Consider the following 21,742-nt stretch of genomic DNA (forward strand, 5'->3'; position numbering starts at 1 on the left):
ATAAAATCAATCCAGTCCTGTTTCTCCTGCTCTCAGTTAAATCAAGGAGGATAGCTATGAAAGCTGTTGTTGTAAATCCAGAAAGCACTGGTGTTGCTGTTGAAGAAAAAGTACTCCGTCCACTTGAAACTGGAGAAGCACTTGTAGAAATTGAATACTGTGGTGTTTGCCACACTGACCTTCACGTTGCCCATGGCGACTTCGGTCAGGTACCAGGACGTGTTTTAGGACATGAATGTGTTGGTATCGTTAAGGAAATTGCTCCAGATGTGAAAAGCCTTAAAGTCGGTGACCGCGTCAGCGTTGCTTGGTTCTTTGAAGGATGTGGCACTTGCGAATACTGTACTACTGGCCGTGAAACTCTTTGCCGTACAGTGAAAAATGCTGGCTACTCCGTAGACGGTGGTATGGCTGAACAATGTATCGTAACTGCAGACTATGCTGTTAAAGTTCCTGACGGACTTGATCCAGCCCAAGCCTCTTCTATCACATGTGCTGGTGTAACAACCTATAAAGCTATTAAAGAAGCCAAAGTTGAACCAGGCCAATGGGTTGTTCTTTACGGCGCTGGTGGACTTGGTAACCTAGCTGTTCAATACGCTAAAAAAGTATTCAATGCTCATGTCATCGCAGTTGATATCAATAACGACAAACTTGCCCTTGCAAAAGAAGTAGGTGCTGACATCGTGATTAACGGCCTCGAAGTTGAAGATGTACCAGGACTCATCAGGGAAAAAACTGATGGAGGAGCTCATTCAGCTGTCGTAACTGCTGTATCTAAAGTTGCCTTCAACCAGGCTGTTGACTCAGTTCGTGCTGGTGGTCGCGTTGTCGCTGTCGGCCTTCCTTCTGAAATGATGGAACTCAGCATCGTGAAAACCGTTCTAGATGGAATCCAAGTCATCGGTTCTCTTGTAGGAACTCGTAAAGACTTGGAAGAAGCCTTCCAATTCGGTGCAGAAGGTTTAGTAGTTCCAGTTGTTCAAAAACGCCCAGTCGAAGATGCCGTAGCCATTTTTGACGAAATGGAAAAAGGTCAAATCCAAGGACGTATGGTACTCGACTTCACCCACTAATCTAATAAAAACCTATTTTAAAAGTTGGAATACGCTTCCAACTTTTTTATATTAAATTTTTAAATAGGGATTCAAGATTACCTCTAAAAAACTTAATATGTCAACATTTGCAAAGAAAACCTTTTTCCTTTTTTATGTTAAATAGTTGCTTTTTATATGAAAACGGTTTATACTTAAAAAGTATTAAAGTTTTCTTAAACGAAAACTAAAACAAAAAGTGAGGAATGACAATAATGAGTATCGGAATCATTATTGCGAGCCACGGCGAATTTGCTGCGGGTATTCATCAGTCAGGATCTATGATCTTTGGTGAACAAGAAAAGGTTCAAGTTGTAACCTTTATGCCAAATGAAGGTCCTGATGATTTATACGCTAAGTTTAATAACGCTGTTGCTGCATTTGACGCAGAAGATGAGGTTCTAGTTTTGGCTGACCTTTGGAGTGGATCTCCATTTAACCAAGCTAGTCGCGTGATGGGAGAAAGTCCTGAGCGTAAGTTTGCCATCATCACAGGACTTAACTTACCGATGTTGATTCAAGCCTACACAGAGCGCCTGATGGACGCTGCTGCAGGTGTAGAAAAAGTTGCTGCGAATATCATTAAAGAAGCCAAAGATGGCATCAAAGCTCTTCCAGAAGAGCTCAATCCAGCTGAAGAAGTTGCAACTGCTGCAGCTGCTCCTGTAGCCCAAGCTGCTATACCAGAAGGAACTGTTATCGGAGATGGAAAACTCAAGATTAACCTCGCCCGTCTAGACACTCGTTTACTTCACGGTCAGGTTGCCACTGCTTGGACTCCAGATTCAAAAGCAGACCGTATTATCGTTGCTTCAGATAACGTAGCCAACGATGACCTTCGTAAAGAATTGATTAAACAAGCAGCTCCAAATAATGTCAGAGCCAATGTGGTTCCAATTCAAAAATTGATCGAGGTTTCAAAAGACCCACGCTTTGGAGAAACACATGCCCTTATCTTGTTTGAAACACCTCAAGATGCCCTTCGTGCAATCGAAGGTGGCGTGCCAATCAAGACCCTTAACGTAGGATCAATGGCTCACTCAACAGGTAAAACAATGGTTAACAACGTTTTGTCTATGGACAAAGATGACGTTGCTACATTTGAAAAAATGCGTGACCTCGGTGTTGAATTTGACGTACGTAAAGTACCAAATGACACCAAAAAAGATTTGTTTGACTTGATCAGCAAAGCCAACGTTCAATAATAGACATCAATAACTATAGAAGAATTCTAAGAAAATTTTTCACTTTATTATCATTAAATAGAAAAGGAATAAAACCATGTCAGATATTTCAATTATTTCTGCTGTCTTGGTTGTAGTTGTTGCCTTCCTTGCAGGTCTTGAAGGTATCCTCGACCAATTCCAATTCCATCAACCAATCGTCGCATGTACCCTTATCGGACTTGCAACTGGTAACCTTGAAGCAGGTGTTATGCTTGGTGGATCACTTCAAATGATCGCCCTTGGTTGGGCAAACATCGGAGCTGCCGTAGCTCCTGACGCTGCTCTTGCATCTGTTGCCGCAGCCATCATCTTGATCAAAGGTGGTAACTTTACTACTGAAGGTATCGCCGTTGCAACAGCAACAGCTATCCCTCTTGCCGTAGCTGGACTTTTCTTGACAATGATTGTTCGTACAATCTCAGTTGGTTTGGTTCACACTGCCGATGCTGCCGCTAAAGAAGGAAATATTGCGGCTGTTGAACGTGCTCACTTTATCGCACTTCTTCTTCAAGGTCTTCGTATTGCTATCCCTGCAGCCTTCCTTATCGCTATCCCAGCTTCTGCCGTTCAAGATGCTCTTAAATTGATGCCAGACTGGTTGAACGGTGGTATGGCTGTCGGTGGTGCTATGGTCGTTGCCGTTGGTTACGCTATGGTTATCAACATGATGGCAACTCGTGAAGTATGGCCATTCTTCGCAATCGGTTTTGCCTTTGCTGCCATCTCTCAATTGACTTTGATTGCCCTTGGTGTAGTCGGTGTTGCCCTTGCCTTCATCTACCTTAACCTTTCAAAACAAGGTGGTAACGGTGGCGGCGGAGCTGCGACTTCTAACGACCCAATCGGTGATATCCTAGAAGACTACTAGAAAGGGGAACAATCATGACTGAAAAACTTCAATTATCAAAATCAGATCGTAAAAAGGTTTGGTGGCGTTCACAATTCCTTCAAGGTTCTTGGAACTACGAGCGTATGCAAAACTTGGGTTGGGCTTACTCATTGATCCCAGCTATCAAAAAATTGTACACTACTAAAGAAGACCAAGCTGCTGCTCTTGAGCGTCACCTTGAGTTCTTCAACACTCACCCATACGTAGCTGCTCCAATCATGGGAGTTACTCTTGCACTTGAAGAAGAACGTGCGAACGGTGTTGAAATCGACGACGCTGCTATCCAAGGGGTTAAAATCGGTATGATGGGACCTCTTGCTGGTATCGGTGACCCAGTATTCTGGTTTACAGTTCGTCCTATCCTTGGAGCTCTTGGTGCATCACTTGCTGCATCTGGTAACTTAGTTGGTCCACTTCTCTTCTTCTTCGGATGGAATGCGATCCGTATGGCCTTCCTATGGTACACACAAGAATTTGGTTACAAAGCTGGATCTGAAATCACTAAAGACATGTCTGGTGGTATCTTGAAAGACATCACTAAAGGTGCTTCTATCCTTGGTATGTTCATCCTTGCCGTTCTTGTACAACGTTGGGTATCTATCAACTTCACAGTTAACCTTCCTGGTAAACAATTGGCTGAAGGTGCCTACATCAACTTCCCAGAAGGTTCTGTATCAGGTGCTGAATTGAAAGGTATCCTTGGTCAAGCACTTGGGGGATTGAGCCTAGATAAGATTCAACCACAAACCCTTCAAGGTCAGTTGAACTCATTGATTCCAGGATTGATGGGACTTCTCCTTACTTTCCTTTGCATGTGGTTGCTTAAGAAAAAAGTATCACCAATCTCAATCATCCTTGCACTCTTTGCAGTAGGTATCGCAGCTCGTTTCTTCGGTATCATGTAATCAAGAAACTCAAAAGGAACCAGGTTCTAAACCTGATTCCTTTTTTCTATCCTTTTATTTTGCCAAGGCTCCCATTGGATCCCATGGTGCGAGTACGATTGGTTCTGCTTCATAGGCAGCTTGTTCTTCTGCTGTCAGCAATTCCTTACGGACAACGATTTGGTATGTGTATTCGTCCATCCAAGCGTCTGAGGCAACAAAGTAACCATCTGTACCGACCTTGTCTCCCCATGAGTTTTCAACCTTCCACTTGGTTGACTTCCCATTTTCGTCCAAATCAACACCTGTCAAGACCATAGCGTGGGTCATTAAGCTTTCGCTGTAGTCCAAACGTCCAGCCTTGTCTTGAGTGAGTTGAATATCCATGCTTGATTCGAAGTCATAAACATCTGTCGCAAGGATTCCAGCTTTGCGGTTGCTGAGCTGACCGACATCTGAACCAAACCAAACAGTCTCTCCTGCTTGCATTTGAGCAATCGCCAATTCTTTCAAGCGCTCCATCGGTACGTTGATGTAGCGAACTGCACGGCTACCAACCACATTTCCCAACATCTCAACTGTGTAAGATTGGCCGTAAGGCTTGTCAGCAGTTGGTGCGTTGATAACAGAAACATAGTCTTCTAGCGGAAGATTGACATATTTCTTGTAAAACTCTTGTGGTGTAATGCCCTTTTCGCTTTGGTAGTTGTTATCCTTATCGCGATAAGCAAAGTCAAATTTACGTGGTGGAAGGCCTAGTGACATGGCAAGGAAGTTAAAGATTTCTTGCAAGAGGTCTTCTTTCTTAGCTTGGACAGTCGCTTGGTCTGCGCCAGAAGCAAGCAAGTCACGCAAAATTTGAGCATCTTGACGAAGCAATTTGTTGAGAATGGCATTTAGTTCACGGCTGCTACTAGATGAAACAGACTCAGGGTAAACTGACTTAGGCACGACACCGTATTTCTCAAAGAGAGAAACGACCATATCCCACTGACCACCGTCTTGTTGTGGTGTTTGAAGTAGGAATTTAACCTTGCGGCTCGTCAAGTCTTGGTCTGCAGTCGCAATGACTTGCTCCAAGAACCAGTTTGATTTCTCATACTTGTCCCAGAAGAAGGTGTGGGCCTGTGACAACTCAAAATTCTCCAGTTTGTATTGCGAGATGAGTTTGTGGCGGAAGGTGTTGAGAGCTGCAAACATCCAACAACGACCAGATGCTTTCTGGTTAGTTACCTTGTCCTTGGTCAAATCCAATGAGAAAACAGGTGTATTGTCCACATGGCTTTGGCGACGCTCAAGGGCTGCAAAAATTCCGTTGTGGCTGGCAGCATTTTCAATCGCTTGGTATTTGACATTTGCTTCATAGTTAGCAAATAGTTTATCAGTAAATGATTCTTGAATCGCGTTCATAGATTCCTCCTTTTATTCTACAGTCTATTATAACGCTTTTCACAAAGGAAGCAACTGAAAAACATAAAAGGCAAAGACTTTCTCCCTCACCTTTTTCGGATATAAACCAAACTAAGCAATACTTGCAAGGAGAACCTCTAATTCTTCCTTGGTCAAGCGACGCCATTCTCCTCGCTGCAAGTTCTCATCCAATACTAGAGTTCCCATAGTCAAACGCTGTAGGTCCACTACTTCCTTGCCACAGTATGCCACCATACGCTTGACCTGATGGAACTTCCCTTCTGCAATAGTCACACGGATTTGACTCTGATTCTTTTCTGAATCTACCGACACAAGCTCCAGTCTAGCAGGCTGACAAGTAAAGTCTTTGAGAGGAATTCCCTTGGCAAATGTCTCCACGTCTTCTTGGGTCATAATTCCCTTAACCTGAGCTATATAAGTCTTATCCACATGACGCTTGGGTGAAAGAAGAGCATGGGCAAGCTTGCCGTCATTGGTCAAGAGTAGAAGACCATGTGTATCAATATCCAAGCGTCCTACTGGGAAAACTTCCTTGCTCCGCGCCAAGTCATCCAACAAGTCCAGAACGGTTCTGTGATTGGGATCCTCAGTCGCTGAAATAACACCTTGAGGCTTGTTCATCATGTAATAGACAAACTCTTCATACTCCAGCACTTGCCCATCAAAGCGAATCTCATCTCGTTCTTCATTTATTTGCAGTTTTGCTGATTTTTCTTTTTTACCATTTACCGTTACGCGCCCAGCCTTGAGCAAGTTTTTGACCTCTGTCCGACTTCCTACAGCACAGGCAACTAAAAATTTATCTAATCTCATAGACCTATTATATCACACTCAAAAGGAGGCTGGCTCAATGACCGACCTCCTTTTCGTTTCATACTCTTCAAAAATCTCTTCAAACCGCGTCAACGTTGCCTTGCCGTATATATGTTACTGACTTCGTCAGTTCTATCTACAACCTCAAAACAGTGATTTGAGCAATCTGCGGTTAGTTTCCTAGTTTGCTCTTTGATTTTCATTGAGTATCAGATTTAAGAAATTAACTTCCTCGTCTCCAGAAAATCGCTAAGACAATCATGGAACCTAGTACTGCCGGAATAATGGCAGTTCCTGCTATTATCGGTCCCCAAGTCCCAAAAAGCAAATGGCCTATAAAGGCACCAATCCATCCGAGAAACATTTTTCCAAAACATCCCATGCGTTCTCCACGATTGGTTAGAGTACCTGCTAAAAATCCCACTAGGAGACCAACGAACATACTTCCTAACATATTATCTCCTTAATTTGCCCAATCTCCGTTACGGAAGAGTGGTACACATGTCCCATCCTCACGGATACCATCGATATCCATTTGGTTAGAACCAATCATAAAGTCTACGTGAACATCTGAACGGTTAAGCCCCGCAGCTTCAAGCTCCTCTTCGCTCATCTCCGCTCCACCAACAACGCTAGTTGCATAGGCTGCACCAATAGCCAAGTGATTTGACGCATTTTCATCGAAAAGGGTGTTAAAGAAGGTAATGCCTGACTGAGAAATTGGGCTTGGATCTGGTACCAAGGCACATTCACCTAAGGCACGCGCACCCGCATTTTCAAAGACAAGGTCTTTCATGACCTGATCACCCTTCTCAGCAGTGATATCTACGACTTGTCCATCCTTAAAGGTTACCTTAATACCTTCAATGATATTTCCGTTATAGCTAAGCGGTTTTGTAGAAGTTACATAACCATCTGCACGACGGAAGTCAGGCGCTGTGAAGACTTCCTCTGTCGGCATATTTGGCAAGAATCCTTCGCCCTGTGCATTGATAGCACCAGCTGATTCCCAAATATGGTTTTTCGGCAAACCAAGGGTCAAATCGGTCCCTGGAGCTGTGTAGTGAAGGGCTGAAAATTGCTCTTTATTAAGCATATCGGCCTTGCTCTTGAGGATAGCTGCATGCTCTTCCCAAGCCTTAACAGGATCTGCTTCGTAGACACGGCAAGTTTTGAAAATTTGGTCCCAAAGGAGATCGACTGCTTCTTCGTCGCTCGCAGCATTTGGAAAGACTTTCTTAGCCCACTCAAGTCCAGCAGCGGCTGCTACAGTCCAACTAACCTTGTTGGATTGAGTTGCGATACGCATTGGCTTCATAGCAAGTCCCATAGCTTTGGCAGAAGCTGAAAGCTTGGCAGCATCCACTCCGTTCAAGGCACCTGGATCAGATGAACGAACCCCAAGACGGCTAGCTTTGTTCTCTAAAAGATAGTTCATCTCAGCAATCTTGTATTCTGGCACATTGTCCAAACGCTCCATCGGCGCATGGAGGAATTTCTCACGGTTAATGACATCGTCTGTCCACTGAACGATAACCTCATGTGCACCCAAAGCATAGGCTTCTTTCACGATCAAATGCGCCAACTCGCGTTGCTCCACATCGATAGAAAGCGCCAAAGTATGACCAGGTTGCACGTTGATTCCATTTGCAACCAACAATTTCGCATATTTTTCTAGATTTTCTTTAAAATTTGGTAAAACCATGTAATTTTCTCTTTTCTATTTTTATTTTTCTTTCAAAGCAGAGAATAATCCTGCTAAAGCAATAGCACCTGACAAGAGTGCTGTTGATAGAAGAATTGTCTGATCAGCAAGGTCTAATTGATACTCAAACACCTTCTCAGCCGGCCTATCTTCCGCAAAAATTCTAAGTTTCATCTTGAACTCCTTAAAATTTATTAAAATAAATCACTATGACTGCCTGTCCTCAGCAAGTTTAAAATCAATTCCGATTTGTCTACTTTATAGACCAAAAGCCAATCTGGTTGAATATGGCATTCACGAACCCCTTGAAAATGCTTGGATGTCGTCAATTGATGGTCACGGTATCTGGCAGGAAGCTCCTTTTCTTGAACCAAAAAATGTAAGACTTCTTCTAACAACTCTGCTTTCAATCCACGCTTCATAGCCAACTTAAAATCTTTTTTAAACTGTTTATGGTAACGAATCTTAAGCACGCAAGTCCTCCATCAAGTCAGAGACTGATTCAAAAGATTGGCTCATATTACGATTTTGATTTAAATCCGTTAATACCTCAAGTAACTTCCGATTCTCGTCTAGCCTAACATCAAAAGGCAAACCCTGATATTGAATAGCCTGACGAAGGAAAATATTGATAGCTGTGGTCATATCCATTCCCAGATTATTAAAAACCTGTTGGGCCTGCTCCTTAACCTCACTATCCAAACGGATGCTCATGCTCGTCTTTGACATATTTTCACCTTCTCTCTATTTATTATTTTAACAAAAAAAAAGGCTAATGTAAATCTATTAGATATACACTAGCCTTCTTCGAATTAATTCTTATAATAGTCTAAAAGATCCACAGAGAAAACAAGACAAAGAATAAGAATTTTACATATTATCCTTGCAAGTCACTAACCTTTTCATATTTTATATTTACTTCCGAATTTGAATTTGCAAATTTATAACCCATAAACAAGGCATTAAAATCGCTATAAGTTGATAAAATGATCTGATACTTATCTATAATTCCATGACGTAAAATTTCAATAAAAGATAGTACATTCATAGCATCCATATCTTGAACTGGATCATCTATCATTAAGAAGTTAAGATTATCAGATAACTTAAACATTGTATTCAAGGAAAGAGTAAATGCTAGAGATACAACAGCCAACTGCCCTGTACTCAGCTGATTCATTACGTCATGATCATTATTAGTATCGGATTTAAATCTAATAATTGCTACCTTTCCACTATCACTATTCGTTGTTTTCTTGTGCGTTAAGAAGATCCCCATACCTTGTTGATAATTTTGTAACATTTTTGCTGAGTATATAAAGAATGGGATACGTAGCTTTTTAACAATATCTATTTTGAACTGTTTTACCTCTTCTTTATATATAGTATTAATTTCTTCTAATCGTTCCACAGTTATTCTCAATGTTTCTATCTGACTTGATAAATCTTGAAGTTGCTGATTTTGAACTAGTTTATGCTGTCTATCAAGATAAAGTTTCTTATTCTCTAAATCTCCAATACGAATATCCTCTAATACTTCCACTTTACTTTGAAAATATGTAGGAAATATGTTCTCAGAGTCTGCTATCAGATTCTCATTGATAGCATAGTTATTATCAACTGCCGAGTAAATAGCATTTTTTAATTCAAGCAATCGACTATCAATCATCGCCATATTTATCTTCGAATATGAACTTGATTCTAATTGGTATGTTTCAAACTGCAATTCAGGAAATTCTTCTCTTAAGACCTCCAGTTCTTCCTTTATATTTCCCAAACTATTATTATCTAGCAAACTGTAAACATCATCATCAACTACTAATTTAGATTGAAATTCTTGCCAGTTTAACTGGTGCTGCTGGTTATAGTCTTTAAATTCTAACCTTCCCAACTCATATGGCACCATAATTGTGTACGACTGAATAAAAGTTTTAAAACCTTCGACATTTTGAGAATAACTTTGATACGAATTTTTTAATTCTTGTAACCTATCTAATAAATTTTTATCTACATCTATTGAAAGGCTATTTATTTCATCAATGATTTTCTGCTTCAGTTGCTGGATCCGTTCATTCAGCAATAATTGAGCTTCTTGCAATTGCAGACTACTTTGAGACGAAATTTCAGTTAGATAATTTTTATAACTATCATAAGCTTGCTTCAATTCTTCAAATGTTTGGAACTGTGAATTACAGAATGGACATTTGTTTTCATCAATATGTCGATGTCTCAACTCGTCAAACTTATTGCCTAAGTTACTCCTTAATTGTCGTAGTTCACTTAAATTTTTGTCTACTTGGCTAGCATTATTCCTCAGACTTTGGAATTTAACCACTTGTATTTGAAGCAATTCAAAATCACCTGATAATCTATCATTTTGAGTATAAGTAATGGACTGTTCTGTCATCTCAGTAATATCCGCTGATAAATTAGTCAAGTAGGTATTTAGTTGCTTCCTTCGATTGCAATCATGAACAACACTCTCATATGATTTTAGGTAATTCTCTAAAAGCACATATTCAAATAATAATGGATTGTCTAATGAATACTTTTCCCACAGCCATTGAGAATTTGATTTAAGAATATTTGGAGATAACATTGAAAAATATAATACTTGGTTAATAGCCCTATCACCAGTAATATCTTTTTTTCTTTTATCTCTTTCCGTCTTTCTACTATACTCCTCTATCGAGAAATTCTTCTTAAAATCAATAATATTTTGTAACGTATTTTGATAAGTTAATAATTTGTCCAGATTAGCAATAGAAAAAGGGGTTTCAACATCAAATACAAATTCCTTATGATTAAATAATCTATGATAAGGGACATCCGATAGTTCTTGCTGTTTTAAGTTTTTTAATTGTCCCTCTAAATCACTAATCTTTCTATTAATAACGTTTGTTACGGTATTAATATCTTTTATTTTCTTCTCTACTTTATCCGTTTTTACTAAAAAAGATAAACTATCGCCTCTTTCTTGTTCTGTTCGCTTTAGAAAGAAGGTTGTTTCTTCCTGTTGAATATAATTAAATAGATTAAAAATTTTTTCTATCTCATATTTCTCATTAATACCTAAAAATGCATCAATAGAACTTTGAGTAATCTCTTCCAGACTAGTATTACCTATAGAACTAAAATTTGTCTCGCTTACTTCCACTTGTCTAAATAACATAAACTGACTGGCAGACTTCAAAGGTGCAAATAAGTTGCTACTATCAGTAGAACTATTTACTAATTTTCTTACAATTACAAGTTGGTCACCATTCATTTTTTCTAGCCACAATTTTATAATTACCGGCTGACCAATTTCATTCTGAAAGAACGGCTTATTATATACGATATTTTCAGCAGTAACTTTATTAATGCGAGAAAGATTACCAGTTAACCCTAACTCAATTGCATCAAAAATTGTTGTTTTACCATATCCATTTGGTCCCACTAAAAATGTTATTCCATCACTAAAATCAATAACTGTTTCATTTCTAAAGTTCTTGAAATTATAAAGTAAAATTTTCCTAATCTTCACAAGTTCAGTCTCCTAAAATTTGATTTAAGCTATCCAGCAAACCACTAGCTTCATCTTCAAGTTGTTTCCTAATATCAACTCCACTAAAAATTTCTAAAATATCATCTACCTGCTTTTTATGATCATTTAGCCCTTCCATTTCAATTCGTGATTGGATTTTATTTTCAACTATCTCAAAATGATTATCAGAATGATGAAGAGAAACAAATGGTAATTTAATAATTAGTTGCATAGCAATAAAATAAGAAGTATCAAAAAACATATCACTCTCAAATTTATCAAATAAATACTCACCCTCAGGAGAAGTAGACTGAATATAATTTAGCAAATCTTCAATATTTGAGTTCAGTCTACTCAATCCTTCCTCGGTATATAATATGACATACTTTCTAAAATAATATTCATCTTCTTCAACTTTCATAATCATACTTCTAAGACTTTCATATGATTGCTTCAGTTCATCAACTTTTATGGTTACAAATAAGGAGGTATTTTTCTTAATTTTATTATCATTAAGTTTTTCAAAGCAAGATATCAACTTATTTGTTTGCTCACAAGTAAAAAAATCTTCCCCTCCTTCGCTACTAGATTTAAAATCCTCCCTATTATATTCTTGAATAAGGAAAAATTCATTTCCGTCCCCTCCCCACAATTCCAAATGTTCATCACATTTATGAAAATTATGTTGTCCTAAGATCTGTTGCAAAAAACTATTCATTTCAATCCTCTTTCAATTTTTCAACAGTATTCACATAATCAATATATTCTAAATTATTTGAAAATATTATATTTTTTTCCTCTCCAAGGGCTCCTGCAAGCAACTTTTCTTTTCCATCTTCATGAATTGGCTTCTCTTCAAAAAACTTTTTTCCATTGATACACAGATTAATCAAATAGTCAGTATCAAAGCTAGCTCTTATAAAGCTTTCATTAGTCATAATTTTATCTCGAACTCTACTCTCTGCGCCCTTAGGAGCATGAATCATGCTAAGTCTGAGCGACTCATGATTTAAATTATACCGTAAACTGTCTAACGAAAGCCTTTCTTGTTTACAAGTTTTAAGAAAATTATATAAAATATATTCAATGCTAATTTCATCAATTAATCTACCAATATCGTTCAGCCTTTTTGAACCAGAAATATCGCCATCTGGATGCAAGTCAGTCAGCAATTGTTCAAATTTGTCATCAGGTAAATTTAATATTTGATTTATAACAGTCGTATCAACATCATCTTCAACAATGTTATTCCAATACATTTCAAGACTTAACTTTGCTCTCCTAATAGATTGTCTCTGGCGCTTCGCTTGCGAAGTAATGATGTTGAAAATCTCTTGAAAAGATATTACCGAATAGGCACCATTCCCATTACTATGTGATTGCACAATCTGTCTAGAAATTAAATCTTTAATCTCAGACAGTATCTCCTCTATATGTTCAATATCATCTACTAAAGAACTTTTAGAAAATTTCAAAATCTCCTTGATTTCATTTTTGCAAAAATTATCAATAGGCGATTGATTGTCTACTACTAAATCACAATATTTTTTACCATCAGGATAGGTATATAGTTGAACTTGACTCTGATTAGGGACATAAGCTGCTCTTTTATATGTTTGCTGAAATGTTTGCTTATCCATATCCCAGCCTCGAACTTCACAAATTACATGTAAAAATCTATTATTTCTGTTCGTACCCGAGGTTTGATATCCTGTAGGATGAAGTCTAGAATTTATTGTTCTAACATTAGCATAATCATTCGGATACTTTCCAGCTTTTTTGGCTTTTACTTGATGTCTTGATACTACTGTTTGAGCTTGAAAAATCTCAACATCTTCACCGCCATTTTTTTCAAGGATTAATTCATATGAGCTATAGTCTTCCTCTTTTTCTACAAGTTTTCTAAGTTCAGTTAGTGCCAAAAATATCCCAACTTTTCCTTGATGGTTATACCCACTCCAACTTGAGGTGGCATTTCGCCTATCATACTTCATTACTTTATCCTTCAACTCTATTAATTTCTCTTGTATCTTACTCCACTTTTAAAATAATAGCCTTTAGAAAACAACCACTACAAATATATCAATATTCCTAAAGTCATCAAGCTAGTTAACAAATTCTGATTCTATCACACACTCCAAAGTCCTCAATTCCCATCATTTTCAAGCCCCCTCAATCAAAATAGTTAATCTTACCAGCTTTAACTTTTTAAAAGCATTGCTATTTTTCTAGTTTTATTTAAAACAACTCATCAAACAAACTCAACTGATTATCCTCTGGCATATTGCCGAGGATGCCCATTTCGTCCATCTTTTCAACCAAGGTTGATGAAAGCCCTCCACGCTTACGCAATTCTGTTTTAGAAAGAAATTCTCCTTCTTCACGTGCTCGTACCAACTGCTTGGCAACGTTCTCTCCTAGACCATCCATTGCTACAAATGGCGGAATGAGGGTATCCCCATCGATAAGGAACTCTGTCGCCTGACTACGGTAGAGATCGAGTTTGCCAAACTTGAAACCACGCTCCCACATTTCATTGACAATCTCAAGAGTTGTATAAAGATCAATCTCCACATTAGAAGCCTCATTGTTCTTCCGTTTTTCAGAGATTTCTTCCATTCTGCGCTTGATAGCCTCCAAGCCCGCCCCCATGGTCTTGATATCAAAAGCCTTAGCACGGATTGAGAAATAAGCACAGTAGTAATAAATGGGATGATGAACCTTGAAGTAAGCTACACGCAAGGCCATCATAACGTAGGCTGCCGCATGGGCTTTAGGGAACATGTACTTGATTTTCCCACAGGACTCGATATACCACTCTGGCACCTTATTGGCCTTCATAGCTTCGATATAGCCATTTCTCTCTTCTTCAGAAATCTTGAGCCACAAGCCCTTACGTACCCGTTCCATGATAGTAAAGGCCATCTTAGGCTCTAGACCCGCGTGCATGAGGTAAACCATGATGTCGTCCCGACAACCGATAACGGTTGATAGATCCGCTATTCCTTGTTTAATCAAATCTTGGGCATTACCCAGCCAAACGTCGGTACCGTGAGACAGCCCTGACAACTGAAGCAATTCTGCAAAGGTTGTCGGATGGGTTTCATCGACCATCCCTCGGACAAAGTTGGTTCCAAACTCTGGAATCCCCAACATCCCCGTAGGCGTTCCGATTTGCTCAGGTGTTACCCCAAGCACATCTGTCCCAGAAAAGAGGGCCATCACGCCTTCGTCATCCATAGGAATTTCATTAGGGTCAATCCCAGACAAGTCCTGAAGTTTTCGAATCATAGTCGGATCATCATGTCCCAGTACATCGAGTTTGAGGACGTTCTCGTCGATATCATGGAAGTTAAAGTGAGTGGTCTGCCATTCAGCCGTCACGTCATCTGCTGGATACTGGACAGGCGTAAAGTCGTAAACATCCATATAGTTAGGAATAACAACAATTCCTCCCGGATGTTGTCCTGTTGTCCGCTTGACACCAGCTGCACCTTGAGCAAGGCGTTCCACCTCTGCATCACGATAAAACTTGCCATAATCCCGCTCGTAACCCTTGACAAATCCATAAGCGGTCTTGGCAGCCACCGTACCAACCGTTCCTGCACGGAAGGCATATTCCTCACCAAAGATATCACGCACATCCAAATGGGCGCTAGGTTGATCTTCTCCCGAGAAGTTCAAGTCAATATCAGGAACCTTATCCCCATCAAAACCAAGGAAGGTCTCGAAAGGAATATCCTGTCCGTTTTTACTGAGTTTGTGACCACATTTAGGACAGTCCTTATTTGGCATATCAAATCCTGAACCGTAAGAACCATCGGTGATAAACTCACTATACTGACACTGACCACAAACATAGTGAGGAGAGAGAGGATTGACCTCTGTAATACCAATCATGGTCGCAACAAAACTGGAACCGACAGACCCACGAGAACCAACCAAGTAGCCCCGTTCATTGGAGCGTTGCACCAACATCTGGGAAGCTAGATAAATCACGGCAAAGCCATTCCCCAGAATGGATGTTAGTTCTTTTTCAATCCGCAAATCAACAATATCTGGCAGAGGATTTCCATAAATCTCAAAAGCTTTCTTATAAGTCAACTCAGCAACCGTTTCTTCCGCCTTGTCGATGAAAGGCGTATACAAGTCACCCTTAACCACCTCAACAGGTTCAAAGGTTTCTGCCAAGGCATTGGTGTTTTCAATAACCAATTTCCGAGCTAATTCTTCTCCCAAGAAAGCAAATTCATCCAACATCTCATTGGTTGTTCGAAAATGAGCCTTGGGAAGAGGAGCTGGTTGGGCATGTTCCCCATGACCGATAGTTCGGTTAATCATCGCCCCCTGTCCCAAACTACGGACAATAATTTCACGGTAAATTTCTTCTTCTGGTTCGATATAGTGGACATTCCCCGTAGCCAGAACAGGCTTACCAAGACGGTCTCCCACCTCTATCAAACTCTTGATAATGGTCTGGAGTTCTTCCATATCCTTGACCTGCTCCTTGGCAATCAAGGGAGCATAGATAGCTGGTGGCATGATCTCAATAAAGTCATAATACTTGGCCACCTCAACCGCCGCATCCACACCTTGGGAAACGACTGCATCAAAAACTTCACCTTCGGAGCAAGCTGAACCTAAAATCAAACCTTCCCGATGGGCATCTAGAACCGTTCTCGGAATCCGCGGCACTCCTTCAAAGTACTTGGTATTAGACAATGAAACCAGCTTAAAGATATTTTTTAGCCCTACTTGATTCTTGACATAAATGGTCGCATGCTTGATCCGAGCTTTTTTATAAGAATCTGGACTAATCAAATCAATATTAAGTCTAGCTAGATCGGTCACACCATGTTTTCCTGCTACTTCTTTGATAAAAATAAAGAGCAGACGACCAGTAGCTTCCGCATCGTAATTGGCCATGTGGTGATGTTCTAAGGCCACACCAAAACGCTTAGTCAAAGGCCCCAAACCATGACGTTTATACTCAGGATAGAGATTTCTAGCAAACTCCAGCGTATCAATAACTGGCTGACTAATCTTTGGCAGACCATGACGCTCATAATTGGCATTCATAAATCCTACGTCAAAGGTCGCATTGTGGGCAACCAAGACTGTATCCTTGCAGAATTCTTGGAATTCTTGCAGAACTTGTTCTAGTGGTTTGGCATTTTTGACATGGTCATCTGTAATTCCAGTCAACTCAGTAGTAAAAGCTGACAAGGGATGTCCAGGATTGATAAATTCATCAAATTCAGCAATGACATTCCCCTTATACATCTTAGAGGCCGCAACCTGAATCAAGTCATTATAGATGGCTGAAAGGCCTGTCGTTTCCACGTCAAAGACCACGTAGGTTGCTTCGGACAAGTCCATCCCCACTTCATTATAGACGATAGGGACACGGTCCTCCACGATATTGGCTTCCATACCATAGATCAGCTGGATTCCCGCTTTCTTAGCCGCCTTATAGCCATGTGGGAAGGACTGGACATTCCCATGGTCCGTGATGGCAACCGCCTTGTGTCCCCACTTAGCAGCTGTCGCAACGATTTCTTCAACCTCTGGTAGAGCATCCATGGTCGACATGTTAGTATGAGCATGAAACTCAACCCGGCGCTCACCTTCTGGCATCAAATCCTTCCGCTCATAGTGAACAACTTCCTGCACATCCTGCACATTCATAGTCAAATCGCGTGTGAAGTTATTCATCTCCACATTTCCACGCACTCGGAGCCAAGAATTTTTCTTGATTAGGTCAAACTTCTGAGCCTCTTCCTCATTCTTAACCCACTTTTGCATCGAAAAACTTGAAGTATAGTCCGTCATTTTAAAATTGATCAAAACACGCCCTGTTCTGGTCACTTTTTGCTCCACATCAAAAACAACCCCTTCAAAGACCAAACGATTTTCCTCCGTCGTCACTTCAATCATAGGAGTAATCTCTGCCTTATCCAGCTTCGGTTTAGCTGCAGCTTTTTTAGCTTGAAAATCAAAGGCTGGTTTCTCTTCCGCTGGAGGAGGTGCCATCTGTTCTAGTTGTTCCATAGCACGGAGCGCTTCCTCATTGGCAGCTTGAACAATCTGCTCATTTCCAGCATGAAAGGCCTCTTCCTGCTCTTGGGTCAGCACATCATTCTTCTCGACTTGACAAGTAAAAGTTGGAAAACCAAACTTTTCAAGTTGTTTGGCTAAATTAGGAAGATGATTCTTCTTAAAATGTTCCTTATCAATCGCCTCAGAGCCTTCAATAAAGAGTTGATTGCCCTCCGCACGAACTCGCAAATTTTGATAAAGAGATTTAAAACCTTGACTAGTACATGGGCCTTCAGAGAAAGCCTCCCTATAGTAGGACTGCAAGAGTTGATTTGAAAATTCTTGAGACCGAGCCTTGATTTCGAAAACAGCTTTATTGCCTGTCTTAGAAAATTCTTCGCTCAAACCTTTCTTTATTTCTAAAAAGATTTCAATCGGTAAAATATTAGAAAATACGAAATGAAACTCCCATACCTTACTAATTTTATGAAGCACAACTCGCTCAATATCAGCCTGTGCTAAAGCAGGAGCCTGTCTCATTTCAGTAGGCATCCCCAGTTGATTCATCAAAATTTCAAAACTATTTGACATTCATTTTCCTCACATTATTCTCCTACTATTTTACCATACTTAGAGGTGTTTTCTAAAGACAAAAGGAAGCCACTTCAAGACAACAAAGAATTTTCTTATGTATATCCTTACTCCTCATTTAAGGATATTTACCTAGGGAAATTAAAAAATCTTCCAAACAGTACTCCCCCAAAAAAGTTAGATGAATAATTTACCTAGTGAATTTAGTTCTGTTTTACACATAACGAAAACACCCCGAAAGTTAGTCGGAAAAAATCTAACTTTTGGGGTGCAATTTATTCTTTATAAAACCTGAAAAGAAATCAGTCTTTAACTTCTGCTTTCTATCTTATGCTTGATAACGTTTCACGCCATCTAGGTAGGTTGCTACCAATTCTAAATCTTTATCTAGTACGATAAAGTCCGCGTCATAGCCTTCACGGATTTGTCCACAAACATCATCAATGTGAACAGATTTTGCTGGGTTGAAGCTGGCCATCATAACTGCTTCGTGTGGAGAGGCAATGTTCCAGTCGACAACATTTTTCAAACCGTCTTTGAGTTTGAGAATAGAACCTGCCAAGTTACCTGTCGATTTGAGACGAGCAGTTCCATTTGCAACGACAACTGGAAATTCTCCCAACATGTAGTCGCCGTCTTCCAATCCACCCGCTGTCATACAGTCTGTGATAAGGGCAATATTTTCAGTTCCTTTTTGTTTGATAAGAATTTCGCAGGCTTTTGGATCTACGTGATGGCCGTCACAGATCAACTCTGCATAGGTATGTGGCAATTGGTACATGGCTCCAACCATACCCAGTTCGCGGTGAGTCAAGCCACGCATGCCATTGTAGGCGTGTACCCAAACACTCGCTCCAGCATCGACTGCTTTTTTAGCTTCATCAAAAGTCGCGTTTGAGTGCCCAAGAGCAACCGTCACACCTTCTCCAGTGATAGTCCGTACAAAGTCTTCTACACCTTCACGCTCTGGCGCAAGGGCAATTTTATTTAGCAAGCCATTTGCTGCTTTTTGCCAAGTACGGAACTCATCCATACGAGGATCTTTCATGTAAGCAGGGTTTTGAGCCCCCTTGTATTTCTCTGTGAAATAAGGTCCTTCGAAATAGATTCCACGAATCTTGGCTCCACTTGCTTCCTGGTAACGAGCACCAATATTTTCTGTTACCGCAAGCAATTGCTCATAAGATGATGTCAAAGTGGTTGGCAAGAAGCTCGTTACCCCCATGCTAAGAAGTCCTTCACTCATGGTATGAAGGGTTCCTTCGATATTATTATCCATAACATCCACACCGCCAAATCCATGAATGTGGGTATCTACAAGTCCTGGAGCAATGCTATAACCTGTATAGTCAATAATCTCCGCTCCCTCAGGAATCTGCTCGACATGTTTTCCAAACTTGCCATCCACAAGTTCCAAGTAACCACCACGACGAACTCCGTGTGGGTAGAAAAACTGATCCGCTTTAATATAGTTAGGCATAATGTTAACCTCCTTAAAAGATTGATTCTACAATTTATTATGTCAATTACATTATAAACCTTTCTTTTTTATTTGTAAATGGTATAGACCTATTTTCTAGAGATATTTTAAAAGAGCTGGATTTCTCCAACTCTTCTCTTTTAAATACAAGTTATTTTGATTTGACTGGCTTGTCTTGAGCTGTTTGCAAGGCTGCAGCAATCGTATCTGCATACAATTTTGCTCCTGCTTCAATTTTACTGTTGTCACTTCCAAAATGGACTTGGTCTGTTCCAGTCCAAATTTCTGGATGCTCTTTCGCAACTTGATTCCAATCTGCTATCGTGATGTAAGGAGTCTTCTCTGCCAATTCTCTCATATAGGCAGCCTCTTTCTCAACGATTGCATAGGTCTCTTTTGCCTTATCCCCCTCATAAGGAGTCACCAAAACCATATGGTGGCCCTTAGGAAGATTTTTCACGATGCTATCCCAATCTTCCTTGTAATTTTCAGGATTATTTACCCCAGTTGCAATAACCACCATCTTTGGTAGAAATTTATTCTGGCTATTATTTAGCATGATTTCATTGGCAGTCTTGGTTGTTCTGCTGACCTGCGCGTTAATCTGTGCTCCAGGAAGGGCTGTCTGCAAAGCTGTATTTGCCCTTAAAGCCACCGAGTCACCAATTAACATAGTGCCATCAGCAATTCCTAAACTATCAGCTTCTGCTCGTTCTGCCATCAACTTGGTCTGACCAATATTTGTTGCAGCTTGCTTCAAGCCATTTACAGTTAAGTCTGTCTCAAAAGCTCCCACTTGTGGTGCCAACAGAGTTACTAAGAAGACAATGAAGGCCAAAATTCCAGTACTTGCTGCAAGGATTATATGAATATGAGGCAGGGGACGAAGAGTTTGTAGAATAGGTGTGTCCTTTCCTGCAATCCAAGGTTCCAGTACATAAAATGATAGGCTGGCAAATCCATAAGAAAAAATCAAAGTTAATAACACAGCAAAAAGATTTGATGTCAACTGTGAAAAAATGATATAGAAAGGCCAATGGAAAAGATAAACCGCATAGCTAGTATCCGCTAAAAAGCTGATCATCTTTGGCTCCTGCACGTTAGGAGTCTTTTCATGTAAGACACGCGCCGCCAAAATCATAGCAAGGGTTGCAAGACTGGCAAGCAAGAAGCCCATAAGATAGGCAAAGAGATAGGTAAATTTGACAAAGAAGGTCAAAATGAGTAAGAAGCCAAAACCTCCTCCAAAAACTAAAAGGGTCTTTCGTAAATCCCAGATTTTATTCAACTGCTTAACTAAAGAAGTTGTCTGACGAACACCTACAATCGTTGCTAAGATACTTCCCAAAAAGAATGGATAGACATGAGTTAAACTAGAGAAGTAAACAGAAGAATAAGAAGTTACTAGAAAACTACCAATAAACATGGAGAAGAAGCTGATCAAGAAGGCAGCAGCAGATAAGAGAAAGACCATCCCCTTCAACTGACCATTTGATTTAGCCTGTTTGGATAAGAACCAAACTGCCAATCCCCAGAGGATATAGTAGTGAACCTCAACAGCCAAGCTCCAATTATGAACAAACAAATGTGGAATGAACTGAGATTCATAACTCCCACCTGTTAGGAGCTCATAGAAGTTGGTCATGAAGCCTAAGACACCCGCAATCTGACCCCCAATCCCAGCCACATAGTCTTGGCGAACCAAGAAAGTAAAAGGCATGGTCACCAAGACCATCAAAACCACAGGCGGCACGATACGATAAAAGCGTCTCCTAAAAAATCCTATCAAATCAATCTCATGCTTTTTAGAAAATTCTTCGATGAGTAGAGCCGTAATCAGGAAGCCTGAAAACGTGAAAAAGACATCTACCCCGAAAAATCCTCCAGGAAAGATAGTCTGAAAGAAATGATACAAGAGTACCAAAAGTAAACCTGTAATCCTAATCAAGGAAAACCATTTAATGCGCATACGAGTTTATTCTCCCTTTCATTATACACTTTATTCTATCAAAAAAAGAAGAAAAATCCCAAGAGAAAACTTAGGATTTTTAGCTTATATCAATT

Annotated in this window: 17 protein-coding genes; 4 read left to right on the forward strand and 13 right to left on the reverse strand. The window is 40.0% G+C overall.

All coding sequences use genetic code 11. From position 1 onward, the window contains the following. Positions 1 to 56 precede the first annotated feature (56 nt). The 4 genes from adhP (at position 57) to FJN11_RS09220 (ending at position 4,114) form a co-directional block, all read left to right on the forward strand. Positions 57 to 1,076, forward strand: a complete 1,020-nt coding sequence (gene adhP / locus FJN11_RS09205) for an alcohol dehydrogenase AdhP (protein ID WP_140224532.1) — start codon at positions 57 to 59, stop codon at positions 1,074 to 1,076. Between the two features lie 233 nt (positions 1,077 to 1,309). Continuing rightward, a complete protein-coding gene (locus tag FJN11_RS09210) occupies positions 1,310 to 2,299 on the forward strand; it encodes a PTS sugar transporter subunit IIB (protein ID WP_140224534.1) in 990 nt (329 codons plus the stop codon). A gap of 76 nt (positions 2,300 to 2,375) precedes the next feature. Beyond that, positions 2,376 to 3,188 carry a PTS mannose/fructose/sorbose transporter subunit IIC gene (locus tag FJN11_RS09215; RefSeq protein ID WP_001280328.1) on the forward strand — a complete coding sequence of 271 codons (813 nt, stop codon included), beginning with the start codon at positions 2,376 to 2,378 and terminating at the stop codon, positions 3,186 to 3,188. 14 nt (positions 3,189 to 3,202) lie between these two features. Then, positions 3,203 to 4,114 (forward strand): PTS system mannose/fructose/sorbose family transporter subunit IID, encoded by a 912-nt coding sequence (locus FJN11_RS09220; protein WP_140224536.1) that lies wholly within the window; start codon positions 3,203 to 3,205, stop codon positions 4,112 to 4,114. Positions 4,115 to 4,168: 54 nt separating this feature from the next. Here the strand turns inward: FJN11_RS09220 and pepC are convergent, their stop codons facing one another. The 13 genes from pepC to FJN11_RS09290 form a co-directional block, all read right to left on the reverse strand. Continuing rightward, positions 4,169 to 5,503: an aminopeptidase C gene (gene pepC / locus FJN11_RS09225; RefSeq protein ID WP_140224537.1), complete on the reverse strand. Its 1,335-nt coding sequence runs from the start codon at positions 5,501 to 5,503 to the stop codon at positions 4,169 to 4,171. Between the two features lie 111 nt (positions 5,504 to 5,614). Beyond that, positions 5,615 to 6,337: a pseudouridine synthase gene (locus FJN11_RS09235; RefSeq protein ID WP_140224540.1), complete on the reverse strand. Its 723-nt coding sequence runs from the start codon at positions 6,335 to 6,337 to the stop codon at positions 5,615 to 5,617. A 223-nt stretch (positions 6,338 to 6,560) separates the two neighbouring features. Beyond that, a complete protein-coding gene (locus FJN11_RS09240; protein ID WP_000901572.1) occupies positions 6,561 to 6,791 on the reverse strand; it encodes a GlsB/YeaQ/YmgE family stress response membrane protein in 231 nt (76 codons plus the stop codon). Positions 6,792 to 6,800: 9 nt separating this feature from the next. Then, on the reverse strand, positions 6,801 to 8,042 hold the full coding sequence (locus FJN11_RS09245; protein ID WP_140224542.1) for an aminopeptidase: 1,242 nt from the start codon (positions 8,040 to 8,042) through the stop codon (positions 6,801 to 6,803). 21 nt (positions 8,043 to 8,063) lie between these two features. Further along, entirely contained in the window at positions 8,064 to 8,216 is a 153-nt protein-coding gene (locus FJN11_RS09250; RefSeq protein ID WP_049487293.1) for a hypothetical protein, read from the reverse strand. A 20-nt stretch (positions 8,217 to 8,236) separates the two neighbouring features. Then, a complete protein-coding gene (locus tag FJN11_RS09255) occupies positions 8,237 to 8,515 on the reverse strand; it encodes a type II toxin-antitoxin system RelE/ParE family toxin (RefSeq protein WP_049487292.1) in 279 nt (92 codons plus the stop codon). Beyond that, positions 8,508 to 8,771: a type II toxin-antitoxin system RelB/DinJ family antitoxin gene (locus tag FJN11_RS09260; RefSeq protein ID WP_049487291.1), complete on the reverse strand. Its 264-nt coding sequence runs from the start codon at positions 8,769 to 8,771 to the stop codon at positions 8,508 to 8,510. The genes FJN11_RS09255 and FJN11_RS09260 overlap by 8 nt, the downstream gene beginning before the upstream one ends. Positions 8,772 to 8,919: 148 nt before the next feature. Then, entirely contained in the window at positions 8,920 to 11,568 is a 2,649-nt protein-coding gene (locus FJN11_RS09265) for an AAA family ATPase (RefSeq protein WP_049487290.1), read from the reverse strand. Positions 11,569 to 11,572: 4 nt separating this feature from the next. Continuing rightward, positions 11,573 to 12,286: an ABC-three component system middle component 1 gene (locus tag FJN11_RS09270; RefSeq protein WP_049487289.1), complete on the reverse strand. Its 714-nt coding sequence runs from the start codon at positions 12,284 to 12,286 to the stop codon at positions 11,573 to 11,575. Between the two features lies 1 nt (position 12,287). Continuing rightward, positions 12,288 to 13,577 carry an ABC-three component system protein gene (locus FJN11_RS09275; protein ID WP_246039375.1) on the reverse strand — a complete coding sequence of 430 codons (1,290 nt, stop codon included), beginning with the start codon at positions 13,575 to 13,577 and terminating at the stop codon, positions 12,288 to 12,290. Positions 13,578 to 13,806: 229 nt separating this feature from the next. Beyond that, positions 13,807 to 18,198, reverse strand: coding sequence for a PolC-type DNA polymerase III (locus FJN11_RS09280; RefSeq protein ID WP_140224544.1), 4,392 nt, complete (start codon positions 18,196 to 18,198; stop codon positions 13,807 to 13,809). Positions 18,199 to 18,526: 328 nt separating this feature from the next. Beyond that, the gene (gene nagA, locus FJN11_RS09285; RefSeq protein WP_125430969.1) at positions 18,527 to 19,678 is read right to left on the reverse strand and encodes an N-acetylglucosamine-6-phosphate deacetylase; all 1,152 of its coding nucleotides are present in this window, start codon (positions 19,676 to 19,678) and stop codon (positions 18,527 to 18,529) included. A gap of 151 nt (positions 19,679 to 19,829) precedes the next feature. Then, on the reverse strand, positions 19,830 to 21,647 hold the full coding sequence (locus tag FJN11_RS09290; protein ID WP_140224546.1) for an acyltransferase family protein: 1,818 nt from the start codon (positions 21,645 to 21,647) through the stop codon (positions 19,830 to 19,832). Between the last annotated feature and the right edge of the window lie 95 nt (positions 21,648 to 21,742).

The organism is Streptococcus symci (genome assembly GCF_006385165.1).
GTDB classification, from domain to species: domain Bacteria; phylum Bacillota; class Bacilli; order Lactobacillales; family Streptococcaceae; genus Streptococcus; species Streptococcus symci.